6 protein-coding genes (1 of these 6 only partly in view) are annotated in these 16,796 nt (G+C 72.6%); 1 reads left to right on the forward strand and 5 read right to left on the reverse strand.

Features of this window, described 5'->3' with window-relative positions; all coding sequences use genetic code 11:
* Positions 1-12,622 carry the beginning of a type I polyketide synthase gene (locus tag Amac_RS18980; RefSeq protein WP_155355700.1) on the reverse strand. The gene continues 15,419 nt to the left of window position 1, outside the view, so 12,622 of the gene's 28,041 nt are visible here — the first part of the coding sequence; it begins with the start codon at positions 12,620-12,622; its stop codon lies off the left edge, out of view.
* 142 nt (positions 12,623-12,764) lie between these two features.
* Here Amac_RS18980 and Amac_RS18985 point away from each other — a divergent pair, with 142 nt between their 5' ends.
* Positions 12,765-13,433 carry an O-methyltransferase gene (locus Amac_RS18985; protein WP_155355701.1) on the forward strand — a complete coding sequence of 223 codons (669 nt, stop codon included), beginning with the start codon at positions 12,765-12,767 and terminating at the stop codon, positions 13,431-13,433.
* Here the strand turns inward: Amac_RS18985 and Amac_RS18990 are convergent.
* From Amac_RS18990 to Amac_RS19005, 4 genes are read right to left on the reverse strand one after another with little or no spacing between them, the layout of a single operon-like run.
* Complete coding sequence (locus Amac_RS18990) at positions 13,430-14,539, reverse strand: HAD-IIIC family phosphatase (RefSeq protein WP_155355702.1); 1,110 nt, start codon at positions 14,537-14,539, stop codon at positions 13,430-13,432. The genes Amac_RS18985 and Amac_RS18990 overlap by 4 nt on opposite strands.
* Positions 14,540-14,558: 19 nt before the next feature.
* The gene (locus tag Amac_RS18995) at positions 14,559-15,668 is read right to left on the reverse strand and encodes an acyl-CoA dehydrogenase family protein (protein WP_155355703.1); all 1,110 of its coding nucleotides are present in this window, start codon (positions 15,666-15,668) and stop codon (positions 14,559-14,561) included.
* The gene (locus Amac_RS19000) at positions 15,661-15,930 is read right to left on the reverse strand and encodes an acyl carrier protein (RefSeq protein WP_155355704.1); all 270 of its coding nucleotides are present in this window, start codon (positions 15,928-15,930) and stop codon (positions 15,661-15,663) included. The genes Amac_RS18995 and Amac_RS19000 overlap by 8 nt, the downstream gene beginning before the upstream one ends.
* The gene (locus Amac_RS19005; protein WP_155355705.1) at positions 15,927-16,787 is read right to left on the reverse strand and encodes a 3-hydroxyacyl-CoA dehydrogenase family protein; all 861 of its coding nucleotides are present in this window, start codon (positions 16,785-16,787) and stop codon (positions 15,927-15,929) included. The genes Amac_RS19000 and Amac_RS19005 overlap by 4 nt, the downstream gene beginning before the upstream one ends.
* Positions 16,788-16,796: the final 9 nt, after the last annotated feature.

A 16,796-nucleotide genomic window follows, 5' to 3' on the forward strand; every position in this document is an offset into this window, starting at 1 on the left:
GCGAGTCCAGGTCCTGCTGCCCCACCGCCGCCCAGAACCGCTCGTCCGCCGGGTTCGCCGCGCCCGGCGCCGGCGCCTCGGCGCGCTTCGTCCAGAGCCGCTCGCGCTGGAAGGCGTACGTCGGCAGCTCCACCGGGCGGGCACCCGTGCTGTCGAAGGCGGCTCGCCAGTCGACCGGCACGCCGCGCACGAACACCTCCGCCAGGGAGGTCAGGAAGCGCTCCGCGCCGCCCTGGTCGCGGCGCAGCGTCCCGGCGACGACCGTGCTCCCACCGGCGTCCTCGGCCGTCTCCTGGATCGCGCCGGTCAGCACCGGGTGCGGGCTGACCTCGATGAACGCCCGGTGTGCAGCGGCCAGCAGGCGGCGCACGGCGGGTTCGAACCGGACGGTCCGCCGCAGGTTGCGGTACCAGTAGCCGGCGTCCAGCTCCGTCCCGTCCAGCCAGTCCTCGGTCACCGTGGACAGGAACGGCACCTCGGCCCGCCGCGGCCGGATCGCCGACAGGGACTGGGGCAGCTCATGCTGGAGCGGCTCGACGTGAGCGGAGTGCGACGCGTAGTCGACCGCGACCCGCCGGGTCCGCACGCCCTCCTCGGTCAGCCGCCGCGACAGCTCGTCGAGCGCGCCGGGATCGCCGCCCACCACGACCGTACGCGGTCCGTTCACCGCCGCGATCGAGATCTGCCCGTCCCAGGGCCGCAGCCGCTCCTCGACGTCCGGTAGCGGCAGCGAGATCGACATCATCCCGCCGGCGCCGGCCAGCGACCGCGCGATGGCCTGGCTGCGCACCGCCACCACTCGGGCGGCGTCGTCCAGCGACAGCGCGCCCGCCACGCAGGCGGCGGCGATCTCGCCCTGGGAATGCCCGATCACCGCGTCGGGCTCGACCCCGTGAGCACGCCACATCGCCGCCAGCGCGACCATCACCGCGAACGACACCGGCTGCACGACGTCCACCCGGTCCAGCGACGGCGCGCCCTCCGCCTGGCGCAGCACGTCCAGCAGCGACCAGTCGACGTACCGGCTCAGGGCCAGGCCGCACTCGGCGACGCGCTCGGCGAACACCGGGGACTGCTCGAGCAGCCGAGCGCCCATGCCCGCCCACTGCGCGCCCTGCCCCGGGAACACGAAGACCGTTCTGCCCTCGACGTCCGCCATGCCCTGGACCACGCCCGGCGCCGGCTCGCCCACGGCCACCGCCTGGACGGCGGCGCGGAGCGCGTCGCGGTCACCGCCCACCGCAACCGCGCGGTGCTCGAACATCGACCTCGATGTCACCAGCGAGAAGCCCACGCCGGCCGGGTCCAGCGCACCGTGGTCGGCCACGTGCGCGGCCAGCCGCTGCGCCTGCGCGCGCAACGCCTCCGCCGTCCGGCCGGACACCACCCACGGCACCGCCCCGGCACCGGAAGCGGCGGCATCGGCACCGGGACCCGCATCGGCGCCGGAGCCGGCGAGCGCGACGTCGCCGGTCGGCGCCTGTTCGAGGATCGTGTGGGCGTTCGTGCCGCTGATCCCGAAGGAGGACACGGCGGCCCGGCGCGGCCGTCCGGTCTCCGGCCACGGCGTGGCCTCGGTCAGCAGTTCGACCGCGCCCGCCGTCCAATCCACGTGGGACGAGGGCGTGCCCACCCCGAGCGTCTTCGGCAGCAGGCCGTGCCGCAGAGCCATGACCATTTTGATGACGCTCGCCACGCCCGCCGCGGACTGGGTGTGGCCGATGTTCGACTTGATCGACCCGAGCAGGAGCGGGCGCTCCCGGCCCTGCCCGTACGTGGCGAGGAGGGCCTGGGCCTCGATGGGGTCGCCCAGGGCCGTACCCGTGCCGTGCGCGTCGACCGCGTCGACCTCGGCAGGGGACAGCCGCGCGCTCGCCAGGGAGTGCCGGATCACCCGCTGCTGGGAGGGACCGTTGGGCGCGGTCAGCCCGTTGGACGCGCCATCCTGGTTCACCGCGGAACCACTCACCACCGCGAGGATCGGGTGGCCGTTGCGCTCGGCGTCGGACAGCCGCTCCACCAGCAGCAGGCCGACACCCTCCGCCAGGCTCATCCCGTCCGCCGAATCGGAGAACGCCTTGCACCGGCCGTCGGCGGCCAGAGCCCGCTGGCGGCTGAACGCCACGAAGGCGGCCGGGGTGGTCATCACCGTCGCGCCGCCCGCCAGGGCGAGGGAGCTCTCACCGTTGCGCAGCGACTGGCAGGCCAGGTGCAGCGCCACCAGCGACGACGAGCACGCCGTGTCGACCGTGACCGCGGGCCCTTCCAGGCCGAGCACGTACGACAACCGGCCGGACAGGATGCTCGGGCTGGAGCCGGTGACCTGGTGTCCCTCGGCGTCGGCGGCGTCCGAGCCGTACTCCTGGTAGCTGGAGCCGATGAACGTGCCGGTCGTGCTGCCGTGCAGCGATGAGGGGGCGATCCCGGCCCGTTCGATGGCCTCCCATGCGGTCTCCAGCAGCAGCCGCTGCTGCGGGTCCATGGTCAGCGCCTCGCGCGGTGAGATCCCGAAGAATCCGGGGTCGAAGTCACCGGCGTCGTGCAGGAACCCCCCTTCGACCGAGTACGTCGTGCCGGAGTGATCGGGGTCGGGGTCGTAGAGTCCCGCCGCGTCCCAGCCCCGGTCGGCGGGGAATCCGGAGATCGCGTCGACCTCGCCGGTCACCAGTTCCCACAGCTGTTCTGGAGAGCCGACGCCGCCGGGGAAACGGCAGGCCATCCCGATGATCGCGATCGGTTCGTCGGTGTGGGCCGCCATCGGGACCCCGGCGACGTCCGCGTCCGCCGAGCCCACGACCTGCGACCGCAGGAACTCCACCAGCGCGGCCGGGTTCGGGTGATCGAACACCAGCGTGCTCGGCAACGCCAGGCCGGTCGCCCCGACCAGCCGCTTTCTCAGCTCCACCGCGGTCAGCGAGTCGAACCCCATCTCGCGGAAGGCGCGCCGCTCGGAGACCGCCTCGGCCGAGGCGTGCCGCAGCACGGCCGCCACCTCGGTGCGCACCAGATCCAGCAGCCCGCGCCGCTGCTCCTTCTCGGTCAGCTGCCGCAGCCGCGCGACGAACTCGGGGTCGTCGGAGGTCGCCGCCTTGTCCGCGCTCGCGAGCTGTGCCCTGACCTCCGGGAGCTCGCTGAACAGGTGGCTGGGCCGGGCCGAGGTGAAGATCGGATAGAACCGGTCCCAGTCGACGTCCGCGACCGTCACCACCGCGTCCCCGCCGCTGACCGCCCGGCTCAGCTCTTTGATCGCGAGGCCGGGCGGCAGCAAGGCCAGCCCGCGTTTGAGCAAGTAGTCGGCCATGGTGTCCGCTGTGGTGTCCGCTGTGGTGTCCGCCACGGCCAGGCCGGCTTCGGCCCACGCGCCCCAGGCCACCGACGTGGCGGCGAGACCTCGCCCCCGCCGGTGCTCGGCCAGCGCGTCGAGGTAGGCGTTGGCGGCCGCGTAGGCGCCCTGCCCCGCGCTGCCCCACATCCCGGCTATCGAGGAGAACAGCACGAAGAAGTCGAGCTCGCGGTCGCCGAGCAGGCCGTCCAGGTTGGCGGCGCCGGCCACCTTCGCCGTCATCACGTCGGCGAGCTCGGCGGCGTCCGCCTGCCCGAGGGGCGCGACGGCCTGGCCCACACCGGCCGCGTGCACGACCCCGGTGAGCGGGCGCTCGGCCGGGATCGCGGCCAGCACGCCCGCCAGTGCCTCGCGATCGGCCACGTCGCAGGCGACGATGCTCACCTCGGCGCCCAGCGCGAGCAGCTCGTCCCGCAGCTCCGCCGCGCCGGGGGCGGCCATGCCGCGCCGGCTGGTCAGCACGAGATGCGCGGCGCCAGCACGCGCCAGCCACCGCGCGGTGGCCGCGCCGAGCGCACCCGTCCCACCGGTGACAAGCACGGTCCCACCGGTCGCGTGCGCCTGACCGACCGGATCGGGAGCGACCGGATGACGCCGCAGCCGCCGGCCGAACACGCCCGACGCCCGCACCGCCACCTGGTCCTCGCCGTCCAGGCCCGCCAGCACGCTCGCCAGGCCCAGTGCGGCCCGCCCGGCGACGACCTCGGGCAGGTCGACCAGGCCGCCCCACCGCTTCGGGTGCTCCAAGGCGGCCACCCGGCCCATGCCCCACACCTGCGCCTGGACCGGGCTCGTCACCCGGTCCCCGGGAGCGGCCGACACGGCGCCGCGGGTGAGGCACCACAGCGGTGCGTCGATCTCCGCGTCGCCGAGCGCTTGGAGGAGCGTGACCGTGAGCGCGAGACCGCTCGGCACCGCACCACCGTCCGCGACCGACGCGAGCATCGACACCACGCCGGAGATCTCGCCCAGCTCACGGAGCCGGGCGGCGAGCGAGGCACGGCCGTCCGTCCCATCCAGCAGGAGCCGCTCCACGTGTGCTCCGTGGCTGTCCAGCGCGGCGACCACGTCGCCGTCCACGATCCCGGCCGCGGTCGCCACCAGCCAGGTACCCTCCAGCACGGCCAGCGAAGGCGTACGGCGCGGCTTCCACTCGACCAGGTAGCGCCAGGAGTCGAGCGTCGACGCCTCGCCCCGGCTCCGCCGCCACGACGACAAGGCCGGGAGCAGGCTGTCCAGCGAGGAGGAGTGCTCGTTGCCCAAGCCGAGGATCGCGGCCACATCCCCGGCGTCGCCGCGCTCGACCGCGTCCCACAGCCGCGCGTCCGCCGGATCGGCGACGGTGCCGTTCGCGGCGGGCGGGAGCTCCGGCCAGAACGACTCATGCTGGAACGGGTACGTCGGCAGGTCCACCCGGCGGGCGCCGCGGAGCAGGGCCGGCCAGTCGACGCGTACGCCGTTCACCTGCAGTTCGGCCAGCGCGGTCATGAGGGCGGTGCTCTCGTCGCGGTCGCCGCGCAGCACGGGAAGGACCAGCGTCTCCGCCTCGGCGGGAAGGGTGTCCAGGGCCATCGCGGTCAGCACGCCGTCGGGGCCGATCTCCAGGAACGCGGTCGTGCCCGCCCGGTGCAGCTCCCGCACGCCGTCGCGGAACCGGACCGCCTCCCGCACGTGCCGCACCCAGTAGGCCGGTGAGCACAGTTCGTCCGTGGCGAACTCGCCGGTCACGTTGGAGATCACCGGGATCCGCGGGGGTTCGTACGCGATCGTCTCGGCGACCGCCTGGAACTCCGCGAGCATCGGCTCCATCAGCGGTGAATGGAACGCGTGCGACACCCGCAGCCGCTTGGTCCTGCGTTCCCGGGCGGCCCACCCCGCGGCGACCTCCAGCACCGCGGGCTCGGCTCCGGCGATCACCACCGACGACGGACCGTTGACCGCCGCGATGGACACCTCGCCCTCGCGCCCGGCCAGCGACTCCAGGACCTCCTCCTCGCCGGCCTGGATCGCGACCATCGCCCCGCCCGCAGGCAGCGCCTGCATCAACCGGCCCCGCGCGGCCACCAGCGCGCAGGCGTCCGCCAGGGTCAGCACCCCTGCGACGTGCGCCGCGACGAGTTCCCCGATCGAGTGCCCCGCCAGCGCGTCCGGGCGCACACCCCACGACTCCACCAGCCGGTACAGCGCGACTTCCAGGGCGAACAGCGCCGGCTGCGTGTATTCCGTACGGTCGAGCAGCTCAGCGTCGGAGAACAGTGCCTCCCGCAGCGGACGGTCCAGATGGGGGTCCAGCGCCGCGAGCACCCCGTCGAGGGCCTCGGCGAACACCGGGAACCGCGCGTAGGTCTCCAGGCCCATGCCCACGCGCTGAGCGCCCTGGCCGGTGAACAGGAACGCCGTCTTCTGGTCGTCCCTGGCCCGGCCGCGTACGACTCCCGGCGCCGCCTGGCCGGTGGCCAGCGCCCGCAACCCGGCCAGCGCCCCGGCCCGGTCCCCGGCCAGCACCGCGGCCCGGTGCTCGAACGGGGAGCGGGTGGTCGCCAACGAGAACGCCACGTCGGCCAGGTCCGCCTCGGGACGGCCTTCCAGGTGGGACAACAGCCGCGCGGCCTGCTCCCGCATCGACTGTTCAGTCTTGCCCGAGATCGGTAGTGGCAGGCCTGCCATCGGCGGCGTCCGCTCGACGATGTCCTGCCCGGTGTCCTGCTCGATGATGAGGTGGGCGTTGGTGCCGCTGAAGCCGAACGACGACACGGCGGCCCGGCGGGGGTGGCCCGTCTCCGGCCACTCCCTCGCCTCGGTCAGCAGCTCCACCGCGCCCGAGGACCAGTCCACGTGCGCGGACGGCGCGTCGACGTGCAGGGTCTTGGGCACGATGCCGTGCCGCATGGCCATGATCATCTTGATCACGCCCGCGACACCCGCCGCCGCCTGCGTGTGACCGATGTTCGACTTGATCGACCCGAGCAGCAGCGGTCCCTCCGGCCGGTCCCGGCCGTAGGTGGCCAGCAGCGCCTGCGCCTCGATCGGATCCCCCAGGGTGGTCCCGGTCCCGTGCCCCTCCACCACGTCCACCTCGGCCGGGGCGAGCCGCGCTCCGGCCAGGGCCTGGCGGATCACCCGCCGCTGGGAGGGGCCGTTCGGAGCGGTCAGCCCGTTGGAGGCGCCGTCCTGGTTGATCGCCGATCCGCGCACCACGGCGAGCACCTGGTGACCGTTGCGCCGGGCGTCGGACAGGCGTTCGAGCACCAGCACCCCGACGCCTTCGGCCCAGCTCACCCCGTCCGCGCGGTCGGCGAACGATTTGCACCGCCCGTCCGGGGACAGCCCCCGCTGCCGGGAGAACTCCACGAACGCTCCGGGCGTGGCCATCACGGTCACCCCGCCGGCCAGCGCGAGCGTGCATTCACCCGAGAGCAGCGCCTGCGTCGCCAGATGCACCGCGACCAGCGAGGACGAGCAGGCGGTGTCGACCGTCACGGCCGGGCCCACCAGGCCCAGGGTGTAGGACACCCGCCCGGAGACGACGCTCGCGGCGGTTCCGGTGCCCCGGTAGCCCTCGTACTCAGCCGCGCCGAGCATGCCGCTGTAGTCGGTGTACATCACCCCGGCGAACACGCCCGTCCGGCTGCCCCGGAGCGTGACCGGGTCGATTCCGGCCCGCTCGACCGCTTCCCACGAGGTCTCCAGCAGCAGTCGCTGCTGCGGGTCCGTCGCCATGGCCTCCCGCGGGCTCATCCCGAAGAAGTCCGCGTCGAATTCCGCCGCGTCGTGCAGGAAACCGCCCTGCCTGGTGTACGAGCCGCCCACGTGGTCGGCGTCCGGATGGTAGAGCGCGGCCAGGTCCCACCCACGATTGGCGGGAAATTCCGTGATCGCGTCACGGCCCTCGGCCACCAGCCGCCACAGGTCCTCCGGCGAGGCGACGCCACCCGGGTAGCGGCAGCTCATCCCGACGATCACGATCGGGTCGTCGGCGACCGGCGTGACGGCGGCGGGAACGGCCACGTCGTGCTGCTCGCCCAGCACCTCGTCCAGCAGGAACTCCGCCAGTACGGCAGGCGTGGGATGGTCGAACACCAGCGTGGCCGGCAGGCGCAACCCCGTCGTCGTGCTCAGCCGGTTGCGCAGTTCGACCGCGGTGAGGCTGTCGAAGCCCAGGTCGCGGAACTCCCGCCGGATGTCCACCAGCTCCGGCGAGGGGTGTCCCAGCACCAGCGCCACCTCGGCCCGTACCAGGTCCGCCAGGATCCGGACCCGATCGGCGCGCTCCAGTCCCGCCAGGCGGCGGACCAGTGCGCTGCCGGACATCGACGTCGCCGACCGGCGTGGCGCGCGTACCAGCCCGCGGAGCAGGTGCGGCACCTCGCCGTGCGTCCGCACCGCGGCAAGGTCGATCCGGACCGGGGCCACGACCGGCTCCCCCGCCCGGAGGGCCGCGCCGAACAGCGCGAGGCCCTCGTCCGGAGTGAGCGCGAACATCCCGGCGCGGGTCATCCGCCGGGCCTGGACGTCGTCCAGCGCGCCGGTCATCCCGGTGTCCTGGGCCCAGGGCCCCCACCCGAGCGACAGCGCGGGCAGTCCTTCGGCACGGCGATGCCCGGCCAGCGCGTCGAGGAACGCGTTGGCCGCCGCGTAGTTGCCCTGGCCGGGAGCTCCCATGGTGCCGGCCACCGACGAGAACAGCACGAACGCGGCCAGATCCAGGTCGCGGGTGAGCTCGTGCAGGTGCCAGGCCGCGTCCGCCTTCGGCCGCAACACCGCGTCCAGCCGCTCCGGAGACAGCGACGGGATCGTCCCGTCGTCCAGCACGCCGGCGGTGTGGATGATCCCGGTCAGCGGGTGCTCGGGGGCCACCCGCGCCAGCAGCGCCGCCACCTGGTCGCGGTCGGCCACGTCGCAGGCGGCGATCGTGACGTCGGCGCCCTGGGCGATCAGGTCGGCCCGCAGCTCCGCCGCACCGGGCGCGTCCGGGCCCCGGCGGCCGGCCAGCAGCAGATGCCGTACCCCGCGCTCGGCCACCAGATGCCGGGCGAACAACGCCCCCAGGCCACCGGTGCCGCCGGTGATCAACACCGTCCCTTCCGGGTCCCATACACCGTCCTGGACATCGCCAGCCGCCACGCGCGTCAGGCGGGGTACCCGCACCTCGCCCTGGCGGATCGCCGCCTGCGGTTCCGCCGACGCCAGCACCCCGGCCACCGTCCCGGCCAGCACCCCGGGCAACGCCGACATCGCCGACGCCTCGTCCACGTCCACCAGCACGAAGCGGCCGGGATTCTCCGACTGCGCGGCACGGACCAGACCCCACACCGCCGCGGCCGCCAGGTCGGTGAGCGAGTCCCCCGCCCGCGCCACCACCGCGCCCCGGGTGAGCACCACCAGGCGGGAGCCGCCGCAGCGCTCCTCGGCCAGCCACCTCTGCATCAGATCCAGCACATGGGCGGCCAGCTCGTGCGCCGACTCCACCACCCCGGCCGCCGGATCCGAGACCACCTCGGTCAGCACCGCGTCCGGCACCGGCCCCGCCTCCGCCAGCGACGCCAGATCTGTATGAATCTGCACGAGATCCCCGCCGGGCCGCCAGGCGGCGAGCGTACCCAGAGCCCCCACGCCCAGCACCGCCACCGCACCGGTCACCGCCGGGGCAGGCTGCGGCGACACCGTCCACTCCAGGGCGAACAGCGGGTCCCGCCCGCTCCCGCCGGGAAGGTCATCGGCCGAGAACGGGCGCAGCACCAGTGACCGCGCCGACAGCACCGGCTCCCCGGCGGCGTCCACCGCGCTCACCGAAACCGAATCGTCGCCCGCCTTGGCCAGCCGCACGCGCAGCACCGACGCGCCGGCCGCGTGCAGGCACACGTCGCCCCAGGAGAACGGCAACCGGCCGGGCTGCGCGTCCTCCATCCCGGCGAACGACATCGCGTGCAACGCCGCGTCCAGCAGAGCCGGATGGACCCCGAACAAGCCCGCATTCGACGCCGCCTGCTCGCCCAGGGCGACCTCGGCGAACACCTCACCGCTCGCACCCCGCCAGGCCGCCCGCAGCCCTTGGAATACCGGTCCGTAATGGAACCCGCCCTCAGCCAGCCGCTCGTAAGCCCCCTCGACGTCGATCGCCGACGCCCCTGGGGGCGGCCACACCGCCATGTCCGCGATGCCGGGCTCCTCTTGCGCGGTGCTCGCCAGCACGCCGACCGCGTGCCGTACCCAGCCGTCGTGCTCGTCGGCCTCGTCCTGCCTGGCGTGAATGCTCAGCTCACGCCGGCCCTGGCCGTCCGCGGGCCCCACCCGCACCTGCACCGCGACCGCGTCCCGCTCACCCAGCACCAGCGGCACGGTCAAGGTCAGCTCCCGCACCAGATCGCAGCCGACCTGGTCACCCGCCCGCAGGGCCAGCTCCAGGAATCCGGTGCCGGGGAAGACCACCGGCCCGCCCACCGCGTGATCGGCCAGCCACGGGTGCGACCCCAGGGACAGCCTTCCGGTCAGCAGCGCCTCATCGGAGTCCGCCAGCCCCACGGAGGCCCCCAGCAGCGGATGCCGGGCCGCTGTCAGGCCAAGCCCTCGGGCATCCCCGGACGAAGTGGGACTCAGCCAGTACCGCTGCCGCTGGAAGGCGTAGGTGGGCAGCTCAACCCTGCCGGCACCGGGGAGCACCGAGCGCCAGTCCACCGCCACCCCACGCACGTGCAGGGCGCCCAGCGCCGACACGGCCGCGGACTCCTCGTCGCGGTCCCTGCGGAGCACCGGCACCGCCACTGCATCGGGGGCGAGAGTGTCGGCGGCCATGGCGCTCAGGACCGCGTCGGGACCGAGTTCCAGGTAGGCCTGCACACCTTGAGCGTGCAGAGCGCGCACCGCGTCGCCGAAACGGACCGCGCCACGGACCTGGTCCACCCAGTAGTCGGGCGAGCACAACTGATCCGCCGTGGCCGTCTCCCCGGTCAGGGTGGAGACGATCGGAATCCGCGGCGGGTTGTAGCTGAGCGTCCCGGCCAAGGCGCGGAAGTCCGCCAGCATCGGATCCATCAACGGCGAATGGAACGCATGCGACACCCGCAACCGCCGCGTCCTGACCCCCTGAGATTCCAGCGCGGCCGCCACCTCAAGCACCGCCTCCTCGACACCGGAGATCACGGTGGAGGCCGGGCCGTTCACCGCAGCGACCGACACCTCACCCTCACGCCCAGCCAGCAGCCCGGCGACCGCATCCTCGGACGCCTGCACCGCCACCATCGCCCCACCGGACGGCAACGCCTGCATCAACCGCGCCCGAGCCGCCACCAGCGCACACGCATCGCTCAGGGACAGCACTCCGGCCACATGCGCCGCCGTGATCTCCCCGATCGAATGACCGGCCAGCACATCCGGCCGCACACCCCACGACTCGACCAGCCGGAACAGGGCGGTCTCGACCGCGAACAACGCCGGCTGCGCCCACCCCGTCTGATCCAGCAGCTCCGCCTCGGCGAACAAGACGTCACGCAACGACCTGTCCAGCAGCGGGTCCAACTCCGCGACCACCGCGTCCAGCGCCTGGGCGAACACCGGGAACCGGTCATACAGTTCCCGGCCCATCCCCGCCCGCTGACTCCCCTGACCGGTGAACAACATCGCGAGCTTGGCCTGCCTGCCATGCCCCTTGATCACTCCGGCGGCGGCACCCCCATCCGCCAGCGCCGCCAGACCCGCACGCAACCCGGCACGATCGGCGGCCACCACGGCCGCCCGATGCTCGAAGGCCGACCGTGTCGTCGCCAGCGAGAAGGCCACATCGGCCAGAGATGTCCCGGGCACACCGTCCAGGTACGCCAGCAGACGCGCCGCCTGAGCGGACAGTGCTTCCTCCGTCCGTCCCGACACCAGCACCGGCAGCACCCGCATATCCGCCGTGGCCACCGCCACCTCAGCCGGCGGCGCCTCCTCCACCACCACATGAGCGTTGGTGCCGCTGACTCCGAACGAGGACACCCCCGCCCGGCGCGGACGGCCGGTCTCCGGCCAGGCGCGTTGCCGGGTCAGCAGCTCGAGCACGCCCGAGTCCCAGTCCACCCGCGACGACGGCGCGTCCGCGTGCAACGTCCTGGGGAGCACCCCATGCCGCATCGCCAGGACCATCTTGATGATCCCCGCCACCCCGGCGGCCGCCTGCGTGTGACCGATGTTCGACTTGATCGACCCCAGCGACAACGGGCGATCACGGTCCGTGCCGAACGTGGAGATCAACGCCTCGGCTTCGATCGGGTCGCCCAGCGCCGTGCCCGTCCCGTGCGCCTCCACCACGTCGATGTCCGCCGTCGACAGCCGCGCGTTGGCCAGGGCGTCGCGAATCACCCGTTGCTGCGACGGACCGTTCGGCGCGGTCAGACCGTTGGACGCGCCGTCCTGGTTCACGGCCGACCCGCGTACCACCGCGAGCACCTGATGCCCGTTGCGCTGCGCGTCCGACAGGCGCTCCAGCACCAGGACGCCGACGCCCTCGGACCAGCCCGTGCCGTTGGCGCCGTCGGCGAACGCCTTGCATCGCCCATCGGGCGACAAGCCACCCTGGCGGTTGAACTCGATGAAAGTGCTGGGGTTCGTCATGACGGTCACCCCGCCGGCGAGCGCCAGGGTGCACTCGCCCGTACGCAGCGACTGAACGGCCCAGTGCAACGCGACCAGGGACGACGAGCAGGCCGTGTCCACCGTCACGGCCGGGCCGACCAGGCCGAGCGTGTACGAAACCCGGCCGGACAACACGCTGTTGGCCGTACCGGTGAGCCCGAAGGCGTCGATGTCGCGCGGCAGGCTCTCGCGGTAGTCGGACGACATCGCCCCGGCGAACACCCCGGTCAGGCTGCCGCGTAGCGCGATCGGGTCGATTCCGGCCCGCTCGACGGCCTCCCATGACGCTTCCAGCAGCAGCCGCTGCTGCGGATCCATGCCCAGCGCCTCGCGCGGCGAGATGCCGAAGAAGCCGGCGTCGAAGTCCGCCGCCTCATTGAGGAAACCCCCGGCCAGCGACTGTGGCACGGCCTCGCCGTACTGATCCCGAAGCCGGTCGAGGTCCCAGCCGCGCTCGGCGGGCGGCTCGGATATCGGATCACCGCCCTCGGCGAGCAGGCGCCACAGATCCTCCGGCGAGGCCACGCCGCCGGGGTACCGGCAGCTCATCCCGACGATCGCGATCGGCTGCAGGTTCTGTTCTTCGAGGTCGTGGACGCGTTGCCGGGTGCGCCGGAGATCGGCCGTCGCCCGCTTGAGGTATTCGCGGAGTTTCGCCTCATTGTCCATTTCAGCTCAACCCTTTTTCGACGACCGGATCGCGGAGCCCAGTCTCAAACCCGGGCTCCCTGAAAATCACTAGAACCGCCCGCCATCACGCGGCCGTCGAATCTGGGGAAAAGACCAGCCGAGCGGACCATACGCTCGCGCAATGGCCGGTCAGCTCCACATCACCTCAGTACTGTCCGACTACGCCCGTACGGTGTCGTTACGGGAGGACGAGATCCTGCGCTCCCTGCGCGAAGCGACCGCCGCCCTGCCCATGGGAAGGGCGATGCAGGTCATGGCCGAGGAGGGGCAACTCCTGGCGCTGCTGGTCCGGCTCACCTCCGCGCGCACCGTCCTGGAGGTGGGCACCTTCACCGGCTACAGCACGCTCTGCCTGGCCCGCGCGGTCGCCCCCGGTGGCCGCGTCATCACCTGCGACATCACCGACCGGTGGCACAGTGTCGGCGTGCCGTACTGGCGCAGGGCCGGAGTGTTCGACCGGATCGACTCGCGGATCGGCGACGCGTCGGACACCCTCGCCACCCTGCTGTACGAGGAGGGGCCTGGCTCCGTCGACTTCGTGTTCATCGACGCCGACAAGCCCGGCTACCCGAAGTACTACGAGGCCGCTCTCGCGCTGGTCAGGGAGAACGGCCTGATCGTGGTGGACAACACGCTGTACTTGGGCAAGGTCGCCGACCCGGCGGCGCAGGACGCGGACACCGAGGCGATTCGCGCGTTCAACGCCATGCTGCTGGAGGATCTCCGGGTGGACGTGTCGCTGCTGCCGATGGCGGACGGCATCACCCTGGTGCGTAAGAAAGAGCTCTAAGGGAGGACATCGGAGAACCGGTTCTCGGGCACTGCCGTGAGATCGGGCGCGATGAGGCGCATCGTGGTGGGCGGGGCCTGCGGCACGGGGACGAGGTGCAGCCGTTGCAGGCCGCTGACGTCGCCGGCGGGCAGGCTCGCGAGACACGGGCAGGTCTCGCCGGTGAACCCGCTGAACCGGTAGGCGATCTCCATCATCCGGTTGCGGTCGGTCCTGCGGAAGTCGGCCACCAGGTGCGCGCCGGCCCGCGCGGCCTGATCGGTCAGCCAGCGCAGGATCACCGAGCCCGCGCCGAAGGACACGACCCGGCAGGAGGTGGCGAGCAGCTTCAGGTGCCACACGTCGGCTCCCGACTCCACCAGCACGACCCCGACGGCGCCGTGCGGCCCGAACCGGTCGCTCATCGAGGTGACCAGGACCTGGTGCCCGTGATCGTCGAGGAGCAGCCCGGCCAGCGCCTCCCGCGAATAGTGCACGCCGGTCGCGTTCATCTGGCTGGTACGCAGGGTCAGCTCCTCGACCCGGGCGAGGTGCTCCACGGTCGCCTGCTCGATGCGCATCTCCAGGTCGAGGGAGCGGATGAACTCCTCGTCGGGGCCGGTGAAGTCGGACTTCGCGGCCTGCCGCCGGAAACCGGCCTGGTACATCTCTCTGCGGCGCCGGGCGTCCTGGGTCACCGTTTTCGGGTTGAACTCCGGCAGCTCGGCCAGCCCGGCGACCTCATCGGCGGAGTAGCACCGTACGTCGGGAAGGTGGAATGCCACCTCGGCCTGCTCGGCGGCCTGGTCGTCCACGAACGCCATCGTGCCGTAGGCGAACCGGAGTTCCTCGGCGATGCTCCGGATCGAGCCGGACTTGGGCGACCAGCCGATGTGCGGCAGCACGAAATACTCCGCGACGCCCAGCTCCTCGAGCTTCGCCCAGGCATGGTCGTGGTCGTTCTTGCTCGCGACGGACTGCAGGATGCCGCGGGCGTCCAGGAGCTGGATGAGCTCGCGTACGCCGGGGTAAAGGCGTACCTCGCCGTCCTCCAGCAACGTGCCCTGCCACAGCGTGTTGTCCAGATCCCAAACCAGGCATTTCACTGTCATGGTCGTGTCGGCCACGTGTTACTCCTCGTCTCCTTCAGCTCGCCTGGGCGACCGCGTGCTGGGCGAGAATGATCTGGCAGATCTCGGTGCTGCCCTCGATGAGCTCCATGAGCTTGGCGTCCCGGTAGGCCCGCGCCACGACGTGGCCGTCCTGCGCTCCCGCTGACGCCAGCACCTGCACGGCCGCCGCCGCACCGCGGGCGGCCTCGGTCGAGCTGACGTATTTGGCCAGGACCGTGGCGATCACCAGCTCCGGCGATCTCGCGTCCCAGCACCGGCTCGCGTGCTCGCAGACCCGCGTCGCCACCTGCTCTGCCGCCGCCAGCTCGGCCAGGTGCCGGGCCACGAGCTGGTGCTCGGCCAGCGGCCGGCCGAACTGCCGGCGCCCGCGCGCGTGCGCGCCCGCGGCCGAAAGGCACGCACGCAGGATCCCGGCGCAACCCCAGGCGACCGAGATCCGGCCGTACGCCAGAGCCGTGGTGACCAGCAGCTGGAGCGACTGCCCGCCGCCGCCAAGCACGGCGGTCGCGGGCAGCCGTACGGCGTCGAGGACGACGTCGGCGTGCCCGGCGGCCCGGCAGCCGCTCGGGTTGGGCACCGGCCGGATGGTGACCCCCGGCGCGCCGGCGGGCACGAGAACGACGCCACCGCCGTCCCCGTACCGGCCGAAGACGGCGATCACGTCGGCGTATCGGGCCGCCGTGGTCCACGACTTGCGTCCCTCGACCACCACCGTGTCGCCGTCGGAGCGTATCTCGGTCGCCATCGCCGTGACGTCGCTGCCGGCATCGGGCTCGCTGAACGCGACCGCGGCCAGCTCGCCGCCGGTCAGCCTGGGCAGGTACTCCCGCCGCTGGCGGGCATCGCCGAGCCGCTGGATCGTCCACGCCGCCATTCCCTGTGACGTCATCACGCTGCGCAGGGACCCGCAGAGGCTGCCCACGTGGGCGGTGAATTCGCCGTTGTCCAGGCTTCCCGCGCCGACGCCGCCGTGTTCGACCGGCACCTCGGCGCAGAGCAGACCCGCCTTGCCCAGGGTTCTGAGCGTCTCCACGGGGAGGACGCCGGCCAGGTCCCAGGCCGCGGCCTGGTCGCCGACCAGCCGCGTGACCCGTTCCCCGGCGTCGGCGCGCCAGTCAGGCATGGTCCGTCACCGGCGCGTCACGCAGCCGGCACACCAGCGACGTCATCCGCTCGACGGTGCGGAAGTTGTCGAGCTTCAGGTCCTCCCCGACGATGGCGACGCCGAACTCCTGCTCCAGGTGGACGACCAGCTCCATGGCGAACATGGAGTTGACGAGTCCGGAGGCGAACAGATCCTTGTCGACGACGATGTTGGTTTTGATCCGCTCTTCGAGGAACTCCCGGATCCGCTGCTGAACCGACTCCGCTGATCCCGTGGTCACGACAGCACCTTCTCGTAATCGTAGAAACCCTTGCCGGACTTGCGTCCGAGGTGTCCTGCGGCGACCTTCTCCCGCAGCAGTTCGCAGGGCCGGAAACTCTCCTCGCCCGTGCGCTCCCACAGGGTCGACAGCGCGTCGACCAGGTTGTCAAGCCCGATGAGGTCGGCCGTGCGCAGGGGCCCGGTGGGATGCCCGAGGCAGCCCCGCATGAGGTCGTCCACCGACTCGGCGGTGGCCACGCCGGCCCCGACTATCCGGGCCGCCTCGTTGATCATGGGGTGGAGCAGCCTGCTGGTGACGAACCCGGGGGCGTCCCGGACGACGATCCCGCGGCGCCCCATCCGCGCCAGCAGCCCGGTGACCGCGGCCATGGTCTCGTCGCTGGTCCGCGCGCTCCTGATCACCTCCACCATCGTGATCAGGTAGGCCGGATTCATGAAATGGATGCCGAGCAGTTCGTCCGGGCGGCTGACGAACCTGCCCAGCTCCCCGATCGGGATGCCCGAGGTGTTGGAGATGATCGGGGTGCCGACCGCGAACAGGCTCGACGCCTCTTCCAGCACCTTCGCCTTGATCTCAGCGTCCTCGGTGACCGCCTCGATGACCGCGGTGGCGCCGGCGACGGCCGCGAGTTCCACGGCCGTCGTCAAACCGGCCGCGTCCCGCGCCGGCACCGACCCCATCAGCCGCGCATGCCGGAGCTGGGCGTCGACCCGGCGCCGGGCATCGGCGAGCCTGTCCTCCGATACGTCGACGAGCACCACGGGGATACCGTGGCCGATCGCCAGGGCCGCGATCCCCGTGCCCATCACGCCCGCGCCCAGCACTCCCAGCGGGGCACTTGCCGCTTCACTCATCCCTGATCC

Origin of the sequence: Acrocarpospora macrocephala (assembly GCF_009687865.1) — a bacterium.
In the GTDB taxonomy this organism is placed as follows: Bacteria; Actinomycetota; Actinomycetes; order Streptosporangiales; family Streptosporangiaceae; genus Acrocarpospora; species Acrocarpospora macrocephala.

Coding starts and splice junctions, on each gene's coding strand:
- Amac_RS18985 (WP_155355701.1), top strand. CDS start 12,765: ATGGCCGGTCAGCTCCACATCACCTCAGTACTGTCCGACTACGCCCGT.
- Amac_RS18995 (WP_155355703.1), bottom strand. CDS start 15,668: ATGCCTGACTGGCGCGCCGACGCCGGGGAACGGGTCACGCGGCTGGTC.
- Amac_RS19005 (WP_155355705.1), bottom strand. CDS start 16,787: ATGAGTGAAGCGGCAAGTGCCCCGCTGGGAGTGCTGGGCGCGGGCGTG.